Genomic DNA, 24,654 nt, shown 5'->3' on the forward strand with positions numbered 1-24,654 from the left:
GCTCGTCTACAGGACGAGCTTGAACCCCGCCCCGTACACCGACTGCACCACGTCCTCCTCCGGCGCAATCGCTTCGAGCTTGCGCCGGAGCTTGCGCACGTGGCTGTCGATCGTGCGGTCTTCCACGATGCGCCCGTCCGTATACAGCCGGTCCATCAGCTTGTTGCGCGAGAAGACCTGCGCCGGCCGGCTCGCGAGCGTGGCGAGCAGGCGGAATTCGATCGGCGTCAGGTCGAGCGGCGCGCCGCGATACGTGGCCTGCAAACGCGCCTCGTCGAGTTGCAGCGGGCTCGTTTCCGGATGCGCATGAATGCGCGCGCGCCGCAGGATGGCCTTGACGCGCGCCACCAGTTCCAGCGGGCTGAAGGGCTTGCAGACGTAGTCGTCGGCGCCGAGTTCCAGTCCCAGCAGACGATCCACCTCCTCCGCCTGCGCCGTGACCATGATGATCGGCACGTCGCTGACGCTGCGCAGGTCGCGGCAGATATCGCGGCCGTCCCGGCCCGGCAACATCAGATCGAGAATGATCAGGTGCGGCATGTGCCCGGCCACGGCCGCGGCAACCTGCGATCCGTTCGCGACCCAGCGCGGCGCATACCCGGCGGCGCGAATGAAATCGACCATGACGGACGCCAGCTTGGGTTCGTCCTCGACGATCAGCACGTCGATATCAACACTTGTGTCGCTCACGAATCCTCGCTCTGGCGTGGAAGAACAATGGCGATCCACAGACCGCCCTGCGGCGCCTTCGAGGCCGAGATGCGGCCGTCGTGCGCCTGGATGATGCTGCGGCAGATCGGCAGGCCGAGACCCGCGCCGCCGGTCGCGCGGCTGCGCGAACTCTCGACGCGATAGAAGCGCTCGAACAGCGCGGCCAGCGATGCCTCCGGCACGCCCGGCCCGCTGTCCTGAAAGTCGATGTGCACCCTGCCGCCCTCCGCCCGCACGCCGACGCTCACCGTCGCGCCCGCGGGCACGTAGCGCACGACGTTCTGCAGGATGTTGGAGAACACCTGTTGCAGACGGCGTTCGTCGCCGTACACGAGCGGCGCGGCGTCGGGCAGCCGCGTCTCCAGCGTGATGCCCGCGTCCGCGAGGCGTCGGCCGAACAGGCGCAGGATTTCGTCGAGCGCGTCGCTCACATCGACATCGCCGAAGTGATACTGCAAGGCGCCGACATCCGACAGCGAGAGGTGATACAGATCGTCCGTGAGCCGGCTGAGCCGCTCCAGTTCCAGCGACAGCGACCGCATCGCCTCGACGTTCATCTCGCGCACGCCCACTTCCAGCGCCTCGACTTCCGCGCGCATCACGGCAAGCGGCGTGCGCAGTTCGTGCGAGACATCGGCAACCAGCGCGGCGCGCATCTGTTCATTGCGCTCGAGTGTTTCAGCAAGATTGTTGAAGTCCGCTTCGAGTTGTCCCAGTTCTCCGCCCGAGACCACGGGCACGCGCTCATTGAACTCGCCGCGCGCCAGCACATGCGTCGCGCGTGCGATGCGCTGCAAGGGCAGGCCCAGGCTGCGCGCGATCCATAGCGAGATCAGCACGGCGATCAGCGTGGCCGCCACGGCCAGCACCCAGCTCGCCTCGCGCTGCGTTTCCTGAAGGCGCAGATCGCCCGGCTCCATGACGTCCTGCACCGGCGCGATGAGCAGCCAGCCTACCGTCTTGCCCTCGACGACGACCGGCCTGCGTGGCGCGCCGTCGAACATGCGGCGATTGCCGGCCAGATAGACGTTGTTTGCATCGACCAGCGTGAAGCGCAGGTTCGCGCCGATCAGGTCCGCGAGCGGCGGCACCGGAAACGGCGCGTTGTCCGGCGACGGCGTGAAGGACCGGCCGCTCGGCAGCATCAGCATGTGCCACAGATGCCGGTCCTGGCGAATGAAGTCCCAGTTACCGTGTTGTTGATAGGCGTTGGCGAGCGGCGCCACGCTGTCGTCGAGGCGCTTCTGGTCCTGCTGCGTCAGATAGCCGAGAAAGCCGCGCTGGAAGCTGATGCGCGCACCAATCGACATGGCCCCGATCAGCACGATGTTCACCGCCAGCATGGCAACGAACAGCTTGGCCGTGAGGCCAAACGTCTTCTTTGCCGCCTTCGTGTGCGTGGTGGGGGTCGTCATGCAGCGGATTCTACTGCCTGGGTTGGCGTCGCCAACATGCCGGACCGAACTTCCTAATTTCTTGCGAAATTGCTTTGGATAATCGGCTCATCTGGCAAATGCCGCGCTTGTCGCATCGAGGTCGACCCCATGAGAGTTCCGCGTTCCGTGCTGTACGGCATGGCTGTGCTGTCGTTCACAGGTTCATTGACGGCCTGCTCGCCCGCTTCGAAGCAAGAGCCAAAGAAGGTGCAGAGCGTCAACGTGATGACGGTCCACACGACGCGTTACGCGCAGTCGGTTTCGCTGCCGGGACGCACGACCGCTTTCCTGACCTCGCAGGTTACGCCGCAGGTCAGCGGCATCATCCAGAAGCGGCTGTTCGAGGAAGGCGGCGAGGTCCGCGCGGGTCAGGTGCTGTATCAGATCGATCCCGCGCCCTATCAGGCCACCTACGACGCCGACAAGGCCGACCTGGAGAAGGCGCAGGCGGCCTTGCTGTCGGCGCGGCCGATTGCCGAGCGCGACAAGTCGCTCGCCGCCATCGATGCGATCAGCAAGGAAACGCTCGAACAAGCCGAGGCCACGCTCAAGCAGGATGAAGCGACCATCGACGCCGACCGCGCCGCGCTCGAAAGCGCGCGCATCAACCTGGGCTATACGCGCCTGACCGCGCCCATCAGCGGAACGATCAGCGCGTCGACGTACACGCCGGGCGCGCTGGTGACGGCCGATCAGAGCACCGCGCTCGCCACCATCTACGCCTACGATCCGATGTATCTCGACGTGACGCAGTCGAGCACGGCGGTTCTCGCGTTGCGCAAGAAACTGGCGGACGGCAGCCTGAAAACCGATGCAGCCGGCAACGCGAAAGTGAGGATCACGCTGGAAGACGGCACGACCTACAAGCACGAGGGCACGCTCAAGTTCGCAGGCGTGGGCGTCGATCAGACCACCGGCACGATCACGCTGCGCATCGTGGTGCCGAATCCGGAGAAGATGCTGCTGCCCGGCGAATATCTGCATGCGGTGGTGGATCAGGGCATCGACGAGAACGCGATCCTGGTGCCGCAGCAAGCGGTCACGCACGACCAGCGCGGCGACGCGAGCGCACTGGTGGTCGGCGCGAAGAACAAGATCGAACAGCGCACGCTGACGCTGTCCGGCACCGCCGACGGCAATCAATGGGTCGTGACGGGCGGGCTCGCGGCAGGCGACCGCATCGTCGTGGAAGGCTCGCAGTATGTCGATGCCGGCGACACCGTGAAAGCGGTCGAGATGCCGGCATCGGCCGTGGCGGCAACGCAGCCGCCGACTTCCACCGCCTCGGCTGACTGAAGGAGCCGACGCATGCGCATTGCTCACTTTTTCATCGACCGTCCTGTCTTCGCCTGGGTGCTGGCGATCATCGTCACGCTGACCGGCGCGTTCACCATCACGCAGTTGCCGCTGGACCAGTATCCCGACATCGCGCCGCCGACCATCCAGATCGCCGCTACCTACGACGGCGCTTCGGCGCAGACCAATCAGGACGCGGTGGTGCAGGTGATCGAGCAGCAGATGGTCGGGCTCGACAACCTGATGTACATGTCGTCGAGCGCGAACTCGCAGGGCAGCATCTCGATCAAGCTTACCTTCGCGGCGGGCACCAATCCGGATACGGCGCAGGTCCAGGTACAGGACCAGTTGCAGTCCGCGAACGCGCTGCTGCCCACGGAAGTGCAGCAAAGCGGCGTGACCGTGAGGAAGGCCTCGCCAGATACGTTCCTGGTCTTCAACCTCGTGTCCGAAGACGGCAAGATGAGCAAGTCGGCCATCGCCGATTATCTCTACAGCAAGCTCGAAGAACCGATCGAACGTCTTCCGGGCGTCGGCCAGGCGCAGCAGTTCGGCTACCAGTACGCGATGCACATCTGGCTCGATCCGAACAAGCTGCAGAAGTATGCGCTGATGCCGGCGGATATCGTCAGCGCGATCAATACGCAGAACGTCGATATCGCCGCGGGCGAAGTCGGCAAGACGCCGTCGGTCAAGGGCCAGGAACTCGACGCCACGATCACCGCGCGCAGCCGCCTCACCACGGCCGAGCAGTTCCGCAACATCGTGCTCAAGACGCAGACCAACGGTTCGCAGGTGCTGTTGAGCGACGTCGCGCGCGTGGCGCTCGGGCCGCAGGAATACACGGTCGAATCGAACTTCAACAACAAGCCTGCCGCGGGGCTCGGGCTGCAACTCGCGATCGGCGCCAACGAAGTGCAGGTGGACAAGGAAGTGCACGACTTCCTCGAAAAACGCGCCTCCACCTTCCCTGCCGGTCTGAAGGTGGAATATCCGTACGAGATGGTGCCCTTCATCAAGACGTCCATCGAGGAAGTGGTCAAGACGCTGCTCGAAGCGATCGTGCTCGTGGTCGCGATCATGTTCCTGTTCCTGCAAAACTGGCGAACCACGCTGATCCCGGCCATTGCGGTGCCGGTGGTGCTGCTCGGCACGTTCGGCATCCTCGACCTGTTCGGCTACTCCATCAACATGATGACGATGTTCGGGCTCGTGCTCGCCATCGGCCTGCTGGTGGACGATGCAATCGTCGTGGTCGAGAACGTCGAGCGGCTGATGTCGGAGGAACATCTGTCGCCGCGCGAAGCCACGCGCAAATCGATGACCGAGATCAGCAGCGCGCTCGTGGCGATCGCCATGGTGCTGTCCGCCGTGCTGTTGCCGATGGCCTTCTTCGGTGGCTCCACCGGCATCATCTATCGGCAGTTCTCGGTGTCGGTGGTGTCGGCGATGGCCTTGTCCGTGCTCGTGGCGCTGACCTTCACGCCCGCGTTGTGTGCCACCTTGCTCAAGGAAGGCCACGTCAAGCCGAAGGGCGGGTTCTTCACGCGCTTCAACCGCGGCTTCGACAAGACCGACAACGCCTACCGCCGCGCGGTGGACAAGCTGCTGCATCATCGCAAGCCCGCGATCATCGTGTATGCGCTGCTGGTGATCGGCGGGGGCCTGCTGTTCATGCATCTGCCCACCTCGTTCCTGCCGCTCGAGGACCAGGGCAGACTGATGGTCACCGTCAAGGCGCCGGTGGGCGCGACGCGCGAACGCACCGAAGCGATCATGCAGAAGGTGGAAGACTATCTTCTGAAGCAGCCGGACATCACCGAAGTGTTCAACGTGGCCGGTTATGCCACCGGCAGCAACGGCCAGAACGTCGGCATGATGTGGGTGAAGCTCAAGGACTGGGACCAGCGCAGCAGCGCGGCCGACTCGGCGGAAAGCCTCGTCACGAAAGCATCGCGCGACCTGTCGCGGACCATTCGCGATGCCAAGGTCTTCATCTTCCAGCCGCCGACGGTGCGCGGCATGGGCGTCAGCTCCGGCTTCGACATGGAGCTCGTGGATCAGGACAATGTCGGGCACGCGGCGCTCGCGGCCGCGCGCGACAAGCTGATCGCGCAGGCAAACCAGAGCGGTCTCGTGCGTCAGGTGCGCTTCAACGGCCTGAGCGACACGCCGCAACTGTCGCTCGCCATCGACGACCGCAAGGCCAGCGCGATGGGCCTGAACATCAGCGACGTCAACGCGACCATCGAGGATGCGCTCGGCAGCCAGTACGTGGACGAGTTCCTCGACCAGGAGCGCATCAAGAAGGTCTACGTGCAGGGCGATGCGCCGTTTCGCATGACGCCCGAATCACTGCTGCAATGGTATGTGCGCAACGCCTCGGGAACGATGGTGCCGTTCTCCGCGTTCGCCACGTCGCACTGGACCTACGGCCCGCCTGAACTCGACCGCTATAACGCGCAGTCGTCGTTCGAGATCGTCGGCGATCCGGCGACGGGCGTCAGTTCCGGACAGGCGATGCAGACGATGCAACAACTCGTCGCCCAGCTGCCGAAGGGCATTACCTCCGCGTGGACCGGGCTGTCGTATCAGGAACAGCTCTCGGGCGGACAGGCGCCGTATCTCTATGCCGTGTCGGTGCTGTTCGTGTTCCTGTGTCTCGCCGCGCTCTACGAGAGCTGGTCGGTGCCGTTGTCGGTGCTGCTGATCGTGCCGCTGGGCGTGCTCGGCGCGTCGCTTGCCACGAGCTTGCGGGCGCTCTCCAACGACGTGTACTTCCAGGTCGGCCTGCTCGTCACCGTCGGGCTAGCGTCGAAGAACGCGATTCTCATCGTCGAGTTCGCCGTGATGCTCGAACGCGAAGGCAAGTCCACGATGAAGGCCATCGAACAAGCGGTCGCGCTGCGGATCCGTCCCATCATCATGACGTCGCTCGCCTTCCTGCTCGGCGTCGCGCCGCTCGTGGTCGCCACCGGCGCGGGCGCGGCGGCGCGGCATTCCATCGGCACCGGCGTGTTCGGCGGGACGCTCGTCGGCACCCTGCTCGGCATCTTCTTCACGCCGCTCGCTTATTTCATGGTGCGCAAGTTCTCGAGCAAGCGCTCGCATCCGGGCGGCCGGGGCGGCGACTGGAGCGCGCGGGACACGGATTCGACTGGAGGTGAAGCATGAAGGCGGCATGGCGTTGGCTGCCCGTCGCGGCGGCGGTCGGCGGGCTTGGCATGCTCGGCGGCTGTATCAATCTGGCGCCGGACTATCAGCGGCCCGCCGCGCCGGTGCCCGCTTCATGGCCCGGCCAGACCGCTGCGGCCGCCCCGGACACGCTGGCCGCCGACATCGGCTGGCGCACGTTCTTCGTCGATCCACGGCTGCAACGAACCATTGCACTCGCGCTCACGAACAACCGGGATCTGCGCATCGCGATCCTGAACATCGAGAAGGAGCGCGCGCAGTACCGGATCCAGCGCGCGTCGCTGCTGCCGGAGATCGACGTGGGCGCGAGCCAGGACGCGGGCCGCACGCCGAACTCCGTGCGCCGCGCCGAGTCCGGCTCAGGCACCACGACGGGCAACGGCAGCGGCACCACGTCGCATATCTACAGCGCGGACCTGGGCTTCACGTCTTATGAGATCGACCTGTTCGGCCGGGTGCGCAATCTGAGCGATGCCGCGCTGGAAACTTTCTTCGCCACGCAGGAAACGCGCCGCAGCACGCAGATCAGCCTCGTATCGGACGTGGCGAGCGACTGGCTGACGCTTGCCACCGACAAGCGCCTGCTGGCGATCGCGCGCGACATGCTCGACAGCCAGCAACGCACCTTCAACCTTGTGCAACGCGAACATGCGCTGGGCGCGACCAGCGGCCTCGATTACGAACAGGCGCGCAGCAGCGTGCAATCGGCGCGCAATGCCGTCGCGCAGGCCATGACGACGGTGGCGCAGGCGCGCAATGCGCTCGACCTCGTCGCGGGCGCGCCGGTGCCGGAGGCCGATCTGCCCGATGCGAGCATCGACCCGGTCACGAGCCTCACGGCCATTCCCGCCGGCGTCCCTTCCTCCGTGCTCCAGCAACGCCCCGACGTGCTCGCGGCGGAACATGCGCTGAAGGCGGACGATGCCGACATCGGCGCGGCGCGCGCCAATTTCTTCCCGACGATCAGCCTCACGGCCGCGCTCGGCTTCGAGAGCCCGGCGCTAGCGTCGCTCTTCAGGGGCGGCAACCGCAGCTGGTCGTTCGAGCCGTCGGCGTCGCTGCCCATCTTCAATGCGGGCGCGAACCGGGCGACGCTCGACGCCGCGAAGGTGACCTATCGCATCGATGTCGCGACCTACGAGAAGACCATTCAGACGGCGTTCGAGGAAGTGGCGAATGCGCTCGCGACACGCGCGACCATCGGCGAGCAGCTCGATGCCCAGACCCAGACCGTCGATGCAGACCAGCATGCGTACGATCTGTCGATGGCGTTATACCGGCAAGGCAGCGCCAGTCTGCTCGATGCGCTGACGGAGCAGCGGCTGCTGTATGCCGCGCAACAATCGCTCGCGACGACGCAGCTTTTCGCGCAGACGAGTCTCGTCACGCTCTACGCGGCACTGGGCGGCGGCCTGGACGAAGCCGCGAAGCGATGAGGCAGTTCAGGACGTGACCGACTTCGGCGCGTGCTGCAAGCGCGCGGCCGCGCGGAACTGACTGGGCGCCTGTCCGGTTTCGCGGCGGAAGAAACGGGTGAAATACGCGGCATCGGCGAAACCGAGTCCGAACGCGATCTGTTCCACCGAGAGATCGCCGAAGATCAGATTGCGCTTGGCTTCGGTGATGATGCGCGCGTGGATGAGCTTGGTCGGACTCTGCTCCGCCGCCGATGCGCACGCCGTGCGCAGTTGCACGAGCGAGATCGCCATCATCGACACATAGTCCTGCAGCGAGAAGTTCTCGCGGAAATGCTCGTCGATGAGCTTCCTGAAGCGCTCCACCACGCGGACGTCGTTGCGTGTGCCCGACTCGGCGCCGCTTTCGTCGAGACGGGCTTCGCGCACGAGTTCGAGCAGCAGCAAGGTCAGGCGCGCCTCGGTGCCGACGCTATGCCCCAGGGCGTCGGATTCCGCTTCTTCCTTGAGACGCCGCACGAGGCTGTGAAACTCGGCGCCGCCGTCGCGCGTGCCGGCAAAAGAAATGACGCGGGGCGCCGACCATAGCGCGATGAAATCATCGAGCCGCGCATTGACCTGGGCGAGGTAGGACACCTCGATGGTCACGACCCAGCGGTCGGCGTCGTGCTGATAGTCCAGACCGTGTACGCATTCGGTGGGCAGCAGCAACGCGCAAGGGCCTTCGAACGGCACGTTGCGGCCTTCGAGATTCATCACGCCGCAACCGCTGCGCACGAAGATCAGTTGCCCATACTCGGGATGCGCGTGCGGCTCCGTGCGCCAGCGGCCGCGGTCGGTGACGTGGCCCACATGGACGAACCACTGCTTTTCTTCAGGCCGCTCCACGTAGAGCCGCACCTTCGGGACGGTCTTGAGCGTTGCGTCGGCGAAGGTCCTGGCGGGAGGTTTCCCCGAGGCGCCCTGCTTCATCGATGTCTCCTTGCAGGCCGGCGGCGCCCTGGCCGGCCTCGTGTTCCAGATCCGCGCGCAAGGGTTGCGGCGGTGGCCATGCCTTCCGTCCGACTGGATCAGACGGAGAAGGTTCGCGCATCGCGGAAGTGTCGCATGGATCGCCTCGCCGGGCGCTTGCTGCTTACCCGGCCCGCGCGTTATTCCGCGCCCTTCCAGTACATGAAGCCCATGCCTTCGCCGGTGCCCGCCGCCGTGCGCCAGCAGGGCACGTAATCGACCAGCGTCATTGCCGCGCCGGTTTCCTCGACCGCCTTCATCACGCTCACGTAGAGCTTGATTTCCGAGGTGCCCGACTGATACGAGCGGTCGTCCACGGCGGCGAGACCGTCGTAGTCGTAGGCGGCCAGCATCTTCATGATGCGCTGGTCGAATTCCTCGTCGTTCACGAAGTGCGACAGGCCGCCCGACGCGAAGATGCCCACGCGCACGTCTTCCGGCCAGGCGGCGATCGCATCGCGCAGCACGCGGCCGAACTCGATGCAGCGCGACATCGAAGGTTGCGTCGGCGGATAGAAGCAGTTCATGATGACGGGCACGTGCGGCGGCGGCGCGTCGCCCATGATCTGGTGATAGACGAAGCTGTAGGCATGCGGCGCGACGGGATAGTCGGGCAGCGGCTTCATCCAGACGTTGTCGGGCCACGCGAACAGATCGGTCAGATCGAAGTTCTCGCGCTGGAAGTATTCGATCAGGTAAGTCGCCAGCTGCGGATGACACTGATGCACGACATGATGATCCGGCGCATACACGGAGCGCTGCGGCGGACCGTTATGCACTTCCGCGCCGCTGTAGATGGCGATGGAAGGCGAGAAATCCGTGAAGATCTCCTTCTGGTCCTTGCCGAGGATGATGGCTACGTCGATGTTCGCTTCGCGGTAGGCCGCCGCCATCTTGTCGAGCGCGACGCGGCAGCGTGCTGCGCGTGCGGTGCGTTCCTCGAGCGTCAGGAACGGCTCGAAGGCCGCTTCGCGATGTGCTTCGAGCTCGGGATAGGTCCACGTGCGGTTGCGGAACCAGAGCTCCGGATTGTTGCGGTCACGCTCGCCGTTCTTGAGCCAGTCTTCCGGCGCCTGCCCGAGCATGCCGCTGTGCGGCACGGCCATTCCGAATACGATTTTCGCCATGAATGCCCTTTCTGTGATTTGACGGTCTTGTGTGTGTTCAAGCCTGGTGCAGCTCGCCCTGGGGTTCGCTCACCTTGGGCGCCCATTCGGGGCGATAGAGGAACGCTGTGGCCAGCGCGCCGACGACGAGGAAGACGAGGATGATGAGCATCGGCAGGTGATAGCTTCCGCTGACCTGGAGGAGCCAGCCGGACAGACTCGCGGTGACGCCGCCGGCCAGGCTCGTCGCCACGCCCTGGATGCCCGTGACGAGGCCGATGGCCTGCTTCGGAATCAGCGTGAGCCGCGACAGCACGAGATTGTTGGCGGTGACGAGGCCGAGCAGCGACAGCGACAGCACGTTCCAGAACAACGCCATCTGCACGGTGTTCGCATAGGCGCCGAGCAGCACCGTGCAGCCGCCGAGGAAGCCGGTCACCGTGAAGACCTTGCGGACGAGAATCGGATTGCGGCCGCCCGCGATCACCCGGTCCGCGACCCAGCCCGCCACCGCCGCGACAATCGCGATGCCCGCGAAGCTGAAGAACGTGAACACGCCGGAACGGGAGATCGACAGATGGCGCTGTTCGACCAGATAGGCGGGCATCCACGTCATGCAATAGAACGTGAAATAGCCGTAGCAGAAGTTGGTGATGATGCCGCCCCACACCACCGGGCTGCTGAGAATATTGCCGAGCGTGACGGTGCGCGCGCTGATGTGCGAGCGGATGACTTCGGGTTTGCCCGGATAGTCGCTGCGCACCATCGTGAGCCACGGCAGCAGCCACATCAGCCCGACCAGCCCGGTGCCGATGAACATCGCCTGCCACGAATAGTTGACGATGATCCACGCGCCCAGCGGCGCGCCGAATGCGGGGCCGAACTTGTTACCCATCGCCAGCAGGCCGACGGCGAGGCCGTTCTGGCTCTCGTCGAAGTTGTTGCGGATCCAGCGATAGCTGGCCGGAATCACGATGGCTTCGGCCGCGCCGATGACGAGCCGCATCACCACCAGACTGGCCAGTGCGGTCACGGCGCCCATCAGCGCGGTCGCGATGCACCACAACGCGAAGCTGATTGCGTACGGCCATTTGACGCCGTAGCGGTCGGCGACCCAGCCCATCGGCACCTGGAACACGCCGTAGGACCAGAAGAACGCGGCGTTGATCCAGCCGCGATCGACGTCGTCGAGCGCGAAGTGGCGGATGAAGCCCGGATGCGCCAGCGTGGCCGAGATGCTCGTGCGGTCGATATAGGCGATCAGCACGCCCAGCGCCAGCAGCGCGAGCACGCTGAAGCGGTAGGTCATGCCTGATCGGGCGGGGTCGGTTGTCTCCATATGCTTTGTCTCTTATGTTTGATTGAAACTTCGCGCGTGACTGTCGCGGGGACATTTCACGCCTGAATCGCGGGCCTGGGCGGGATTGGGGCCCGGCATCACGGAAAGCGTCAGGATAGATGACGTCGAATGTGCCCAGCATAGGGAAGGCCACGGCGGCTGTCCCTACACAAAAGTGAGTTTCGATGGCACTTTTGCGCCGCGTCGCGGTTTCACGGGCGGTGATCCCTGTGCTCAACGGTGGAGCGTGTCCAGAGAGTCAGTGTTCTGAAGCGGCTCCAATTCAGCCGATTTACGCAAGCTAAGTGTGCGGCTCACGTGCTTTTTCCCCATGCGGCCGAGGCATAAGATCATCGATGACTCCTTCGAACGCGATGCCATTCGCGACCATGGAGCAAGACGATCCGAAGACTCGTATGGGAGACCTGCAATGACCGTTTCACCCCGTGAACAGCGCGCCAACTACGCTCGCTGGCTTCCCTCGACGAGTGCGCGATGAAGACCTTGCGTCGCTGGTCGTTGAAGCACGCGCGCAGCATGCGCGGACTGTATGGCTTGTTCGAACGGATGGCGCCGCGGCTCGCACCCGTCGCGGAGAAGATCGGCGTTCAGAGACTCGAAGCGGTCGTCCTGCCGATCGAACGCGCCGCGAAGCGCGCATTCTTCGACTGCCAGATGTGCGGTCAATGCGGCCTCTCGGTGACGGGCATGGCGTGTCCGACCGGCTGCGCCAAGGGCATGCGCAACGGGCCGTGCGGCGGCGTGCGCCTGGACGGTCAATGCGAAGTCCGCCCTGACCGCCGCTGCACCTGGGTCGATGCAACCGAAGGCGATGCGCGCATTCTTCCGGGGCACACGAGCACATGGACCCGGCGCGCGGCGCCGCGCGACTATCAGCTGACCGGCAGATCGACCTGGATGCCGATGATCGCGCCGCCCAAGGCCGCTCTAATTCCGCCCGCAGCAACGGCAACCCAAGCGCCGCGCGTTGATGACGATCCGGTCGACAACCCGTTCGCGACGCTGTGCCGCGAGCGCAACCGGTTCATCGTCACGGTCGAGATTTCGCCGCCGGACTCCGCCGATCCGCGCGCGCTGCTGGACCGCGCTGCCGTGTTCCGCGGCCTGACCGATGCCATCAACATCACGGACGGCGCGGGCGCGAACTGCCACATGTCCAGCGCGGCGGCCAGCGCGTTGCTGCACGCCGCCGGCTATACGCCCGTCAGTCAGGTCAGCTGCCGTGACCGCAACCGCATCGCGCTGCAGGGCGATGTGCTCGGCGCAGCGGCGCTCGGCATCCGCAACGTGCTGTGCCTCACCGGCGACGACGTCTCCAAGGGCGATCATGCCGGCGCGAAACCCGTCTTCGATCTCGATTCGGTCAACCTGCTGCACACGCTGAAAGGCATGACCGAGCGCGGCGAATATGCGTCGGGCCGCAAGCTGCAACACGCGCCGCGCCTGTTCCTCGGCGCCACCGCGAACCCCTTCGTGCCGCCGTATGCCGAACGCATCGCCAATCTTGAACGCAAGGTCGACGCCGGCGCGCAGTTCATCCAGACGCAGTTCTGCTTCGATGTCGAACGGCTCGAGCAGTTCATGCACGCCGTGCGCGCACGCGGGCTGCATCGGCGTGCGGCGATCATCGTCGGCGTGGGCGTGCTGTCCACGGCGAAGGCGCTGCGCTGGATGGCGGATCACGTGCCCGGCGTGAACGTGCCGCTGTCAGTGACGGAGCGCATCGGCGCCGCTGCGGATCAGCGGCTCGAAGGGAAACGCTTCTGCATCGAGACGATCCAGCGCATACGCGGCATCGAGGGCGTGGCCGGCGTGCATCTGATGGGCTACCGGAATGAAGATGTGCTGGCGCAGATCATCGTCGAAGCGGGACTGCGCACGCCGGCGCGCGATGTCGAAGCGGTGTCGTAAGGGATGAGCAGCCTGCGCGACATCATCCGCTTGTTCGGCATGGAGCGGCATCATCTGGCGGGCTGGTACGCCCCGCACTATGCCGACGGCGAAGCATGGGGACCGCCCCGGCTGTCCTCGATGTACGTCCTGCTGGCCGGCGACGAGCCGGTGCCGTTGCACAAGCTGGAAGGCATCGAAGTCTGGCATTACTACCTGGGCGCGCCCGCCGAGATGATCGTGACGAACGGCAGCCGCATGCACGAAGTCAGTCTGCTCGGCTGCGATCTGACGGCGGGTCAACGGCCGCAGCTCGCGGTGCCCGCGCATTTCTGGCACGCGTGCCGCAGTCTTGGCGACTGGACCCTGTTCGGCTGCACGCTTTCGCCGGGGTATTCGCCGCACAGTCCTTTCGTGCTCAACACGAGCGATTGAGCGCAGGCTTCGGCTACAGTTACGGTTACGGTTAAAGCGGATGCTTGCCGAACCATTCGACGACGAAGTTCATCAGCAGCGTCACCTTCGCGGGCACGCCGCTGCCCGGCGCGATCGCCACATACAAGGTCTGCCCGAACGGCGTCCATTCGGGCAGCACGGCGCGCAGCCGGCCTTGCGCGAGATCGTCACGCACCAGCGGCACCGGCAGCAAGGACAGCCCGAGACTGTCGAGCGCGGCGTCGCGCAACGCGGAGAACGTGTTGGTGGAGAATGCGGGAGTCGGCTGGAAACGTTCCTCGCGTCCATCCTGCTCGAATTGCCAGGTGTGATAGGCGAAATGCACCAGCGCGGGATGCTTCGCGAGATCAGCCGGATGCATCAGCGGTGCGGCAGTCGCGAGATAGTCAGCGGAGCCGCACAGGCAGTACGGAATGTCCGCGATGCGTCGCGCAATGATGCGGCTGTCCGGGATGGGCCGCGTATGCAGCGCGATATCGCAGCCCTGCTCCAGAAAGCCGTATGCCGTTTGCGCGACCCCGCCGAGCACGAGACGCGGCCGGATCTCCGTATGGCGTTTGGCGAACGCGGTGAGCAGATGGGTGATGGGCGCTTGCAGCCACTTCGGCGCGAGTACGGAAATTTCACCGCGCGCTTCCGCCGCTTCCGACGATACCTGCCGGTCCATTTCCTCGACGCGCGTGAGGATGTCGTCGCAGAAGTGGTAGTAGCTCTGCCCTGCTTCCGTCAGGGACAGGGAGCGCGTGGTCCTGTTCATCAGACGCACGCCGAGTTCGTCTTCGAGTGCCTGGATGTGACGGCTGACGAGCGTTCGCGAGATGCCGAGGTGCTGGGCCGCGCCGCCGAGGCTGCGCTGCTTGACCGCCTCGACGAAAGCCTGCATTGCATTCATCCGATCCAAATTCATTCTCCTGAAGCCGGCCTGGATGCGGCAGGCTCCGTGAACCGGGATCGCTTGAATCGATCGGATCGAAAGGCCGCGGGCTGCTGCCTTGCCTCCAGCCAGGCGCCTTGCATGATACTAAAAGCGGCGCCCGCCCTTGCGCAGCGTCACGCAGGTGCTCGCAAGGCAACCGGGCACGGCGCGTGGCTTGCCGATGCGCACCTCGGCCTGAAGCACGCCGTCGTCGGACAGGCACATGCGCGCGAGCCGCAACGCGAAGGTCTCGATGAGCGCAATGCGCTGTCCCGCGAGTTCGAGCGCATAGGCGCGTACACGTGTGTAGTCGAAGGTGTGGGACAGCTCGTCCCGCGAAGGCGGCAGCATCGTGACGGCCACGTCGATCAGCAGCGGCTGCGGCATGCCCTGCTCGCTTTCATAAACGCCGATGTCGGCCATGACTTCCAACTCGTTGAGCCGGACCTGACACGACGCCTCGGCTTCGTCCACATACGACGCGCACGGCGCGCACACGAGTTCATCCATGAGCGAGCCTCCGTGCCGCCTTCAGGGTGTTGCTCAACAGACAGGCGATGGTCATGGGACCGACGCCTCCGGGCACCGGCGTCACCGCAGCCGCATGATCCATCTCGTCCGCGGCGCAGTCGCCGACGAGCCGCGTCCTGCCATCCGGTCCTTGCTGGCGCGTGATGCCCACGTCGATGACCACGGCGCCCGGCTTGATCCAGTCGCCGCGCACGAGCCGGGGCGCGCCCGCCGCCGCGACGACGATATCCGCGCCGCGCACGATCTCGGACAAGCCCTGCGTGGCGATATGCGTGACGGTCACCGTGCATTCGCGTTCGAGCAGCATCAGCGCCACCGGCTTGCCGACGATGTTCGACTTGCCGATGACCACCGCGTGCCTGCCGCGCAGTTCGTCGATCACGGTATCGAGCAGCATCATGCAGCCCAGCGGCGTACACGGAACGAGTCCATCGCTGCCGGTCGAGAGCCGCCCCACGTTGACCGGATGAAAACCGTCCACGTCCTTGTCGGGCGCAATGGCGTCGAGCACGCGGACGGCGTCGATAGGGTCCGGCAACGGCAGCTGAACGAGGATCCCATGCACCTTGTCGTCCCGGTTCAACCGCCCGATGAGTTCGAGCAACTCGGCCTGCGGCGTTGAACCCGGCAGCCGATACTCCTCGGAACGAATCCCGGCCTTCCCGCATTCGATCACCTTCTGCCGGACATAGACTTCACTCGCCGGATGATCGCCCACCAGCACGACGGCCAGTGCAGGCGGAAGATCGTGTGCGAGGCGAAAGGCCTCGGCCTCGCGCGCGATCCTGTCGCACAGCTCCCGCGCGATCTGTTTTCCCTGGATGATGACGGCCACGTTCGCCTCAGTCCCGGAACACGACGGTCTTGCTTCCGGACAACAGCACGCGGTCCTCGACATGCAGCCGCACGGCCTCCGACAGCACCCGCCGCTCGATGTCGCGGCCCTTGCGCACGAGGTCATCGGGTTCGTCGGCATGCGTGATGGGCTCGACATCCTGATGAATGATCGGGCCTTCGTCGAGATCGGCGGTCACGTAGTGGGCCGTGGCGCCGATCATCTTGACGCCGCGCTCGTGCGCCTGATGATAGGGCTTGGCGCCCTTGAAGCCCGGCAGGAACGAGTGATGGATATTGATGCAGCGGCCCGCGAGAAAGCCCGCCATCCGGTCCGAGAGCACCTGCATGTAGCGCGCGAGCACGACGAGCTCGGCGCCGGTTTCCTCGACGATCCCGCGAATCTGCGCTTCCTGTTGCGGCTTCGTGTCCCGTGTGACCGGCAGATGGTGATACGGCACGCCGCTGCTCAGCGAAATCGTGACTGCCTCGCGCGGATGGTTCCCCACGATGCCGACGACATCCATCGCCAGTTCGCCGATGCGGCGCCGGTACAGAAGATCGCCCAGGCAATGATCGAGCTTGCTCACGAGGAACAGCACCTTCACAGGCGCGGCCTTGCGCCGGAGCTTCCACTGCATGCCGGCAGGACGCGCGATGCCGCCGATATCGCGCTCGATCGCACTGAGCGTGGCCACGTCCTGAACGTCGAATTCGGTGCGCATGAAGAACCGGTTCGACGCGCGGTCGTTGAATTGCGCAGCGGCCACGATGTTGCCGCCATGCGAGGCCAGGCACGCGCTGACCGCCGCGACGAGTCCCGGACGGTCAGCGCATTGAAGGGTAAGGATGCAGGTTTCAGTCACATCAGACTCGCTCAGGTTCAAGGAGGATCGTCGCGATGACGGCCCGGACACGCCGGGCCGTCATGCCGCCCGTCGCGCTTACTTGCGGTACGTGTTGCGCGCATGCGCGCCGTACGGCGCGGGTGCGACGATCGCCTTGATCGACGTCTGCTCGTGCGGTTCGACCTGCGGCTTGGTGGAGACAGGGTTCTCGCCCCACAGCACGGTGACTTCGGTGCCTGTTTCGGCATACGCCTCGTCGATCACGGCCAGCGACACGATCTTGCGTTCGTTCGCGATATAGCCGCAGTCCATCGAGATGCCCACACGCTGGCCGCCCACCCGCACTTCGTCCATCTGATAGAGGCCGTAGCGCGCCTTCGGCATGTTGAAGTGCTTGTGCTTCGGACCATCCGTCCATGCCGACGACACCACGCGCGCCATGTCCTCTGCATCCCATACCAGCGTGACCTTCTTCCTGCGCTTGCCCTTCGCGCGCTCCTTCAGCGCCTCGGCGCCGACGAAGTCGTGATCGAACGCCACCATGCGCTCATAGCCGAGATCGAGCGGCGTCACGTAGTAATCGGCGATGTCCTTCGAATCGAGACTGCCCGCGAGACTTCCTGCCGACTTGGCAGGCAACCACTCGCGATAGGCCTTCAGTTCGTCCTGGCTGAAGATCGCGGGCAGCGGGCCGGGAATCCAGCCGGATTCGAGATTGGCCGTGGAGTAGGCAATCGAGCCCACGCGCAGCAGGCCGAACTCTTCGCCGGCCGCGAGAATCGCGTCGCGAATCGCATCGCCTTCGGTCCACGGGCCGAAGATCTCGAAGCCCACCGCGCCCGCCATGCCGTGACGCAGCGCGCGCACACGGTGCCCCGCGATCTGGAAGTCCGTCATGCCGAAGAACTTGACGTCGGGAAGCGGCTGACCCGTCAGCTTCTCGACCAGCGGGCCTGCAAGCGGTCCCTGCAACTCGTAGCGGTACACGACGGGCGGGCGTCCGCCGCGATCCATCGACTGCGGATCGCGCTCCGTCGTGACGTCCCACTTGCCGGTCTCGACGTGATACTGAACCCAGTCGAGCGCCGTCGGACGGCCCACGAGATTGAACAAGTCTTCTTCGAGATAGAACAGCACGCAGTCGCCGAGATAATGACCGTCCGGCGTGGTGGCGATGAACTGCTTCGCCATGCCGGGCTTGAAGTTCTTGAAGCTGTTGACCGCGAGACGGGACAGCAGATCGAACGCGCCCGGTCCTTTGACATAGTGATCCACCATGTGATGCGACTGGTCCATGAAGCCGACGCCGTCACGCCATGCATTCACTTCGCTCTGCCAGTTGGTGAACTGGCCGGACACGGTGCCGTGCGAAAACGCGCGGCGCTGGCTGTTGCGCAACAGTTCGACGGCGCTGCCGGCACGCTGGATCGCGGTTTCCAAGCTCTCGGTCTTCGATTCGGTCATGTGATGATTCCTTGGTCGTGGAGGGATTTCGTCTCGCCTTTCATGCGTTGCCACGCCTCTGGCAGCGAGTCGACGCCGTAGCACAGCGCTTGACGAGATCTTACGAACAAGGGAATCGCGGAAAAAGCGTGCGGGACGCACACTTAGCTTGCGGAAATCGATCGAATCGATCCGCGTGGGGCCGGTGACGGGTTGAAAGAGGCGCTGCGTCACATCCGGCAGCGTTGATTGATGCGCTGCTGCGCTGCCTGATAGGACTCGGGATAGGTATCCATCTCGGACACCGGGTCGTAGCCGACATCGGCGAGCGCCGCGAGCTCGCTCTTCAGGCGCGCTCGATCAGGCGCCTCGTTTTCGCCGATGGCGGCAAGGTCCTGACACTGCACGGCGCTCAACTGCGTACCCGGCAGCGAGGCGGTAGACGGCCCGGCGCACGCCGCCAGCCATCCTGAAAGAGTCAACAGCACAATGGTCGCCCTCATCTTTCTTCTCCTTATTTCGAGAGGCCAGACGCCTTATACAGCTTAGGCTCCGCCTGCTTGCGTCAGGCTGACGGAGGTCTGTCAATGCGGCCATGCCGCACCGCGCAACGTCTATCCCCGTGTATTCCCTAAGTCAAAACAAAAGTACCAGCGAATCCATGCTTTGTGCAGGGACCGGAGCAGGCGCACCGAATAACCTCCTTACATGTGCATCGCTGCCGAAGCGGCAAGGCACCCGACAGAACCGCATCGAACGGTTCCGCTTCTTCAGTGACGATAAAAACTCCGGAGACAAATGAAAAAGGCTCTTCTCGCGGCTTCTGCGCTCGTTTCTCTCGGCGCGCTGCATGACGCCCACGCGCAAACCTCGGTGACGCTCTATGGCGTCGTCGACAACGGCATCGAGTATCAGGACGGCGGCGCGGGACACGTCGTGCGCGCGTCGTCGGGCGGCCTGTTCGCGACGGTGTACGGGATGCTCGGGCACGAGGACATCGGCGGCGGAGTCCATGTCAACTTTCAGCTGGAGCAAGGCTTCTCGAGCTTCACCGGGGCGCCGCAGGTCGCGGGCGAAGCCTTCAACCGGCTGGCGTGGGTCGGCATGTCGGGCAACTTCGGGGAATTCCGCGTCGGACGGCAGAAGAAGCCGCAATACCTGTTTCTCGATGGCGAACTCGACCCGATCGCCGGCAAGTCGATCGCTTCCTCATTCAGCGACCTCGCCGACGTCTCAGTGCGCGCCAGCAATGCGCTCACCTACTTCACGCCGAAGTACCGGGGTTTCGAAGCGCAGTTCATGGTGGCCATGCGGGACTCGACCACCAAGCCATCCAACGGACTCCAGCTGTATAACGCCGTGTTCAAGTACATCAACGGTCCGCTGCATCTCGCCGCCGGCTACGAGCAGCAGTCCAACGCGGCGGGTACCTCCATTCAGCGGAATTTCACGCTGGCCTCGTCGCTGCGCTTCGACGCCGCGCGCTTCCACCTCGTCTACACGACCGAGAAGCAGTCCGATCACAGTCTGGACGTCGCCATCTATACGGCTTCGGCGTCCGTGCTGCTGAATCCGGCGAACGAAGTCGCGCTGATGTACGGCTATCTGCATGACCGCAGCGGCAACGGCAACAACGCGCAGCAGGTCGGCCTTGGCTATATGTATTTTCTGTCGAAGCGCTCGACCCTCTACGCGCTGGCGGGTCTCGTCGATAACCGCAACCAGGCGACGCATGGCCTCGAAGGCACGGAGTACTCGGGCATTCCGGTGACGCCCGGCGCGACGGCACGCGGCATCATCATCGGCATGACGCACAAGTTCTGATGGCGCATCGCGGGCTTCGAAACAAGCCGCCCGCTTCGATCACTTCCCCGCCGCGGCAATCGTGAACGCCGCCATGGCCGACCAGTCACGTTCGCCGAAGCCCGCCTCGACGGTCTCGCGCATGCGGCCATGCACGGCGGACAGCATCGGCAGGATGCGGCCGGCATCGTCTGCTGCTTCCGATGCCAACCGCAAGTCCTTCAGCCCGAGCGTCGCCTTGAAGCCGGGCTCGTAGTTTTCGTTCGCGATGTTCGCCGAATAGACCTGATACGAACGGCTGCCGAACAGCGTGTTCAGGATCACGTCGAAGAAGCGTTCGCGCGGCAGTCCGTTCGCCTCGGTCAGCACCACGGCTTCGGCCATCGCTTCGATGGCCATCGTGATCATCATGTTGCAGGCGATCTTCGCGGCATTCGCGGTCGGCGCATGATCGCCCATGTCCCAGATGCGTCCGCCGATCACTTCAAGCAACGGACGCACCTTCGCCAATGCATCCGGCGGTCCGCCTGCCAGCACGTTGAGCTCGCCTTTCGCCGCGACGTCCGGGCGTCCGAGCACCGGCGCGGAAACATAAGCGATGCCCGCCGCCTCGTGCGCCGCGACCAGCTCGCGCGCGAACGCTACCGAGATCGTCGATGAAAGCACGTGCACCAGTCCAGGCCTTGCGTGAGCAAGCACGTTCGGGACGAGCAGCGTCGAGCGGATGGCGTCGTCGTCGGCGAGCATGGTGAAGACCGCGTCGCTCTGGAAAGCTTCAGCGGGCGATGCCACCATCGTGACGCCTTCAACCGATCCGCCCGAACGGTTCCATGCCTTTACCGTATGTCCCGCGCGCGCCAGATTGCGCGCCATGGCGCGTCCCATCGCACCCAGTCCGATCATACCGATTTCCATGGAATCGCTCCTGTTTCTCAAGCAGATTGAATTAAACTAGTGGCCACTATATATTTCTGGAAACCGGGCCGCAAGGAGTTTTGATAGTGACCACTATTTTAAAAAGAGAAGCAAAACCGGGGCGCGGGCGTCCACGCGCCGTCGATCCCGACGCGGCGCTCGAGATCGGTCAGCGCATGTTTCATGCGGCGGGCTATGATGCCGTCGGCCTGAGCGCGCTCACGGATGCGCTCGGCGTCACGCCGCCGAGTTTTTATACGGCGTTCGGCAGCAAGGCGGCGTTTTTCGAGCACGTGCTGGCGCGCTATGCGGGCAGCGAACTCGCCCTGACGGAGATCCTGCGCGAAGACCGGCCGCCTGTCGAAGCCCTTGCGGATCTGCTCGAACGCGCGGCCCGGCGTTATGCACGCGATCCCGAATGCACCGGCTGCCTCGTGCTGGAAAGCGCGCGCGGCAACGGCGACAGTGAAAGCGCCGCGCTTGCGCGACAGGCCGCCGAACGTCGCCGCGCGCAGATCCGCAAATTCGTCGCGAAGACGCATCCGCGACAGGCGAATGCCGCGACGGACTATGTGTCGGTGGTGATGTCCGGCCTCTCGGGCTGCGCGCGCGAGGGCATGAGCGCGGCGCGGCTCGTGAAGGTCGCGAAGGCGGCTGCGGCGGGACTGCGCGAGTTGCTCGCGTAACCACGCCTGCGCGTGTGCTAACGGCCGTCCCCGATCGCTTCGGCAAAGCGCGCGATGATGGCCGCCAGTTCGCCGGGCGCTTCGAGCGGAGAAAGATGTCCCGTGCCCGGGAGGATGTGCATCGTCGCCTGCGGGATGCGGGGCAGCAGTTCCGCGCGCAGCGTGTCGGGCGGGTCCACCTGATCGCGCTCGCCGGAAACGACGATCACCGGCACGTCGATCGCGCCCGCCGTCACACCGATGTCTTCGCGCATCGCCACGTTCGGCCACGCCAGCTTCGCCTGCGGCGCGCCCTTCAGACTGTCCTCGATGACCTGCTCGCGCCGCGCGGCATCGAGCGGTCTTCCGGTCAGCACGTGATCGATGACGAACTCCACCGCTTCGCGCGACTGATACGCGCCGGCCAGTGTTTCGCGCGGTTCAACGGGAAGGAGGGTCGGCGTCGGCGGAGAAGGCGCGACGAGCACCAGACCTGCGAGTCCGCGCGGCCTGCGCGATGCGATCAATTGCGCGACCTTGCCGCCCATCGAATGGCCGACGATCACATAGCGTTGCAGGCGCAGCGCGTCGATGACGCCTTCGGCGTCGGCGGCGAGATCGGCGATGCGATAACCATCGGCGGGCGCGCCCGAAGCGCCCCAGCCGCAATGATCGGTTGCCACGGTCCGGAAGCGCTTGCTCAGTTCGCCGGCAACCGCATCCCAGGTGCGCGACGAGCCGCCGTAGTAGTGCAGGAACACCAGTGCGAGCGCGCCGCTACCCTGTTCCTCGACGTGAATCCGCACGCCGTTCGTATCGATGTCCATGATCCGATCCTTGTCCAGAGGTTGAGCTTGCATTCTGGAATCAATCGCGTCGCTTGATAATTGCCGCTTCCCTATTGACAGTCGATAATCACGTTATCGAATGGGAGCGCATATGGACCGGCTCATGAGCCTCGGCGTGTTCGTCGCCGCAGTGGAGGAAGGCAGCTTCGCAGCGGCTGCGCGCCGTTTCGGCTTGTCGGCTGCGATGGCAGGCAAGCACGTCAGCGCCATCGAAGCCGAACTGAACGCGCGCCTGCTGCAACGGACCACCCGGCGCCTGAGCCTGACCGACATCGGCCAGACCTACTATGAGCGTGCCCGGCGCATTCTCGAGGCCTATGACGAGGCGAATCGCGAGGCCAGCGACGCTCAAGGCGCCGCGCGCGGTGTGTTGCGCGTGGCCGCGCCCGTGAGCTTCGGCGCGCTGCATCTGGGCGGCGTGCTGGCGCGATTTCTGGAGACGCATCCGCACGTCAGCGTGGAAGTGCAGCTGGCGGATCGCTACATCGATCTGATCGAGGCGGGCGTGGACGTCGCGATCCGCATCGGACGCCTGCAAGACCCGCAGCTCGTGACGCGCAAGCTTGCGCCATGCCGGATGGTGGTGTGTGCATCGCCGGCCTGGCTCGAGCAACACGGCACACCGCGCCATCCTGATGATCTCCGGCAAGCGCCGCGCCTTGCCTTCAGCGAAGCCGTGTCGGCAAACGACTGGACCTTGCTCGACGCGGACCAGCGCGCGCATGTCATCGACGGTCCGTGCCGCGTAGCCGCTAACGACATGCAGATACTGCTGGCCGCCGCGCTGGCCGGTGCGGGCATCGCGTATGGTCCGGCCTTCGTGTTCGGCGACGCGATTGCGCACGGCGATCTGATTGCGCTGCTGCCGGACTATCGCGCGGCCGACCTCACGATCCAGGCGGTCTATCCAAGTGCGCGGCGCATACCGGTCAAGGTCAGGCGTTTTGTCGACTGTCTTGCTGAAACGCCGTGGGAACAGTGGGCGTGACAATCACGCGCCAACCACTTCCGGTTTATCGATCGCCTCCTTCAACAACTCGACGAACGCCTGCACCGGCTGTGGCAGAAGCCGCCCCGCCATCGTCTGCACTTGCAGGCTGCGCTGATGCAGTTCGGGATTGCTCAACGCAATCGCCGCGAGCCCGTCGGTATCCAGCCGGCCGCGCACCGTGACATAGCCGGTCAGCGTGATCGCATCGGTACGCCGCACGAAACTCTGTAGCGCGACGTGGTAGTTGCTGGTGAACACCGGCTCGAACACCAGTCCTTCGAGACTGCATGCAATGTCGAACAGTTGCCGCAGCGTCACGCCCTGACTGTGCATCGCGAGCGGCCACTTCAGCAGATCGGCGAGCGACAGCATCGACTGCGAAGCCAGCGGATGACCTCGCCGCATCAACGCATGGACCGGCGCGCGCTGCGCATAGTGAACCTGCACGTTTTCTTCGGGCGCCATGCTGAAGCACACGGCAATGTCGTGTGTGCCGTCGCGTACGCGCTGGGTCGCGATGGACGGCGCCGAGACATCGAGCGCGAAATGCGCGCGCGGATGCGTGGTGCGGAAATGCGCGAAAAGCTGCGGCAGGAAGTCCGGCGCGACGCCTTCCGAAGCCGCGATCCGGATGGTCGCGCGGCCGCTGGCGCTGAGTCCCATGATCTCTTCGACGACGCGCTCTTCCTCCAGCTGGCTGCGCCTTGCGTGATTCGCGAGCAAACGTCCCGCGTCGGTGAGCACCATGCCGCGCGGACGCCGCTCGAACAGCGGCGTGCCCACCTGTTCCTCCAGCTTGCCGATTTGCCGGCTCAACGCCGAGGTCGCCACGAACAGGCGCTCGGACGCCTTGCTCAGCGAACCGCTTTTGACGACTTCGAGGAAATAGCGCAAAGCGGTCTGATCCATGAGCTTTCAGAACGTAATCACCTTGCCGAAATGGCAACGGTCGCAGTGAAATATTGTAATTGTTCAGAAATATCG

The 24,654-nt window shown here is 64.9% G+C and carries 22 protein-coding genes; 8 read left to right on the forward strand and 14 right to left on the reverse strand.

The genetic code is table 11. From position 1 onward, the window contains the following. Positions 1–6 precede the first annotated feature (6 nt). Positions 7–690 (reverse strand): response regulator, encoded by a 684-nt coding sequence (locus QCE83_RS32745; protein WP_309820761.1) that lies wholly within the window; start codon positions 688–690, stop codon positions 7–9. After that, on the reverse strand, positions 687–2,126 hold the full coding sequence (locus QCE83_RS32750; RefSeq protein ID WP_309820762.1) for an ATP-binding protein: 1,440 nt from the start codon (positions 2,124–2,126) through the stop codon (positions 687–689). Before QCE83_RS32750 ends, QCE83_RS32745 begins: the two co-directional genes overlap by 4 nt. A gap of 129 nt (positions 2,127–2,255) precedes the next feature. On the opposite strand from QCE83_RS32750, the gene QCE83_RS32755 reads away from it, so the two are divergent. From QCE83_RS32755 to QCE83_RS32765, 3 genes are read left to right on the forward strand one after another with little or no spacing between them, the layout of a single operon-like run. Then, a complete protein-coding gene (locus QCE83_RS32755; RefSeq protein WP_309820763.1) occupies positions 2,256–3,443 on the forward strand; it encodes an efflux RND transporter periplasmic adaptor subunit in 1,188 nt (395 codons plus the stop codon). A gap of 18 nt (positions 3,444–3,461) precedes the next feature. Next, a complete protein-coding gene (locus QCE83_RS32760; protein WP_404986173.1) occupies positions 3,462–6,617 on the forward strand; it encodes an efflux RND transporter permease subunit in 3,156 nt (1,051 codons plus the stop codon). Beyond that, a complete protein-coding gene (locus QCE83_RS32765; protein WP_309820765.1) occupies positions 6,614–8,074 on the forward strand; it encodes an efflux transporter outer membrane subunit in 1,461 nt (486 codons plus the stop codon). Before QCE83_RS32760 ends, QCE83_RS32765 begins: the two co-directional genes overlap by 4 nt. 6 nt (positions 8,075–8,080) lie before the next feature. On the opposite strand, the gene QCE83_RS32770 is transcribed toward QCE83_RS32765, so the two are convergent. The 3 genes from QCE83_RS32770 to QCE83_RS32780 all read right to left on the reverse strand — a co-directional run bounded on the left by QCE83_RS32770 (position 8,081) and on the right by QCE83_RS32780 (position 11,479). Continuing rightward, the gene (locus QCE83_RS32770; RefSeq protein WP_309820766.1) at positions 8,081–9,025 is read right to left on the reverse strand and encodes a helix-turn-helix domain-containing protein; all 945 of its coding nucleotides are present in this window, start codon (positions 9,023–9,025) and stop codon (positions 8,081–8,083) included. Positions 9,026–9,204: 179 nt separating this feature from the next. Beyond that, the gene (locus QCE83_RS32775; RefSeq protein WP_309820767.1) at positions 9,205–10,191 is read right to left on the reverse strand and encodes a protocatechuate 3,4-dioxygenase; all 987 of its coding nucleotides are present in this window, start codon (positions 10,189–10,191) and stop codon (positions 9,205–9,207) included. Between the two features lie 37 nt (positions 10,192–10,228). Continuing rightward, positions 10,229–11,479 carry an MFS transporter gene (locus QCE83_RS32780; RefSeq protein ID WP_309820769.1) on the reverse strand — a complete coding sequence of 417 codons (1,251 nt, stop codon included), beginning with the start codon at positions 11,477–11,479 and terminating at the stop codon, positions 10,229–10,231. 525 nt (positions 11,480–12,004) lie between these two features. Here QCE83_RS32780 and QCE83_RS32785 point away from each other — a divergent pair. Then, the gene (locus QCE83_RS32785; RefSeq protein WP_309820771.1) at positions 12,005–13,441 is read left to right on the forward strand and encodes a methylenetetrahydrofolate reductase C-terminal domain-containing protein; all 1,437 of its coding nucleotides are present in this window, start codon (positions 12,005–12,007) and stop codon (positions 13,439–13,441) included. 3 nt (positions 13,442–13,444) lie between these two features. Beyond that, a complete protein-coding gene (locus QCE83_RS32790; protein ID WP_309820773.1) occupies positions 13,445–13,855 on the forward strand; it encodes a cupin domain-containing protein in 411 nt (136 codons plus the stop codon). A gap of 31 nt (positions 13,856–13,886) precedes the next feature. On the opposite strand, the gene QCE83_RS32795 is transcribed toward QCE83_RS32790, so the two are convergent. The 6 genes from QCE83_RS32795 to QCE83_RS32820 all read right to left on the reverse strand — a co-directional run bounded on the left by QCE83_RS32795 (position 13,887) and on the right by QCE83_RS32820 (position 18,951). Continuing rightward, complete coding sequence (locus QCE83_RS32795; protein WP_309820775.1) at positions 13,887–14,759, reverse strand: LysR family transcriptional regulator; 873 nt, start codon at positions 14,757–14,759, stop codon at positions 13,887–13,889. Positions 14,760–14,897: 138 nt separating this feature from the next. Beyond that, positions 14,898–15,302: a dihydroneopterin aldolase gene (locus QCE83_RS32800; RefSeq protein WP_309820777.1), complete on the reverse strand. Its 405-nt coding sequence runs from the start codon at positions 15,300–15,302 to the stop codon at positions 14,898–14,900. Beyond that, the gene (locus QCE83_RS32805) at positions 15,295–16,158 is read right to left on the reverse strand and encodes a bifunctional methylenetetrahydrofolate dehydrogenase/methenyltetrahydrofolate cyclohydrolase FolD (RefSeq protein WP_309820779.1); all 864 of its coding nucleotides are present in this window, start codon (positions 16,156–16,158) and stop codon (positions 15,295–15,297) included. Before QCE83_RS32805 ends, QCE83_RS32800 begins: the two co-directional genes overlap by 8 nt. Before the next feature lie 7 nt (positions 16,159–16,165). Continuing rightward, entirely contained in the window at positions 16,166–17,023 is an 858-nt protein-coding gene (gene purU / locus QCE83_RS32810) for a formyltetrahydrofolate deformylase (RefSeq protein WP_309820781.1), read from the reverse strand. 78 nt (positions 17,024–17,101) lie between these two features. Beyond that, complete coding sequence (locus tag QCE83_RS32815; RefSeq protein WP_309820783.1) at positions 17,102–18,469, reverse strand: hypothetical protein; 1,368 nt, start codon at positions 18,467–18,469, stop codon at positions 17,102–17,104. Positions 18,470–18,678: 209 nt separating this feature from the next. Then, positions 18,679–18,951, reverse strand: a complete 273-nt coding sequence (locus QCE83_RS32820; protein WP_309820785.1) for a hypothetical protein — start codon at positions 18,949–18,951, stop codon at positions 18,679–18,681. A 295-nt stretch (positions 18,952–19,246) separates the two neighbouring features. Between QCE83_RS32820 and QCE83_RS32825 the strand changes: the two genes are divergently transcribed. Next, positions 19,247–20,272, forward strand: coding sequence for a porin (locus QCE83_RS32825; protein WP_309820787.1), 1,026 nt, complete (start codon positions 19,247–19,249; stop codon positions 20,270–20,272). Positions 20,273–20,311: 39 nt separating this feature from the next. On the opposite strand, the gene QCE83_RS32830 is transcribed toward QCE83_RS32825, so the two are convergent. Beyond that, a complete protein-coding gene (locus QCE83_RS32830) occupies positions 20,312–21,166 on the reverse strand; it encodes an NAD(P)-dependent oxidoreductase (RefSeq protein ID WP_309820790.1) in 855 nt (284 codons plus the stop codon). 86 nt (positions 21,167–21,252) lie between these two features. Here QCE83_RS32830 and QCE83_RS32835 point away from each other — a divergent pair, with 86 nt between their 5' ends. Continuing rightward, complete coding sequence (locus QCE83_RS32835; protein ID WP_309820792.1) at positions 21,253–21,852, forward strand: TetR/AcrR family transcriptional regulator; 600 nt, start codon at positions 21,253–21,255, stop codon at positions 21,850–21,852. Between the two features lie 17 nt (positions 21,853–21,869). Here QCE83_RS32835 and QCE83_RS32840 read toward each other — a convergent pair whose 3' ends face one another. Continuing rightward, the gene (locus QCE83_RS32840; RefSeq protein ID WP_309820794.1) at positions 21,870–22,658 is read right to left on the reverse strand and encodes an alpha/beta hydrolase; all 789 of its coding nucleotides are present in this window, start codon (positions 22,656–22,658) and stop codon (positions 21,870–21,872) included. A gap of 112 nt (positions 22,659–22,770) precedes the next feature. On the opposite strand from QCE83_RS32840, the gene QCE83_RS32845 reads away from it, so the two are divergent. Then, complete coding sequence (locus QCE83_RS32845) at positions 22,771–23,667, forward strand: LysR family transcriptional regulator (protein ID WP_309820795.1); 897 nt, start codon at positions 22,771–22,773, stop codon at positions 23,665–23,667. Positions 23,668–23,670: 3 nt separating this feature from the next. On the opposite strand, the gene QCE83_RS32850 is transcribed toward QCE83_RS32845, so the two are convergent. Next, the gene (locus tag QCE83_RS32850; protein ID WP_309820797.1) at positions 23,671–24,579 is read right to left on the reverse strand and encodes a LysR family transcriptional regulator; all 909 of its coding nucleotides are present in this window, start codon (positions 24,577–24,579) and stop codon (positions 23,671–23,673) included. Between the last annotated feature and the right edge of the window lie 75 nt (positions 24,580–24,654).

Origin of the sequence: Caballeronia sp. LZ034LL, assembly GCF_031451215.1 — a bacterium.
GTDB lineage: Bacteria > Pseudomonadota > Gammaproteobacteria > Burkholderiales > Burkholderiaceae > Caballeronia.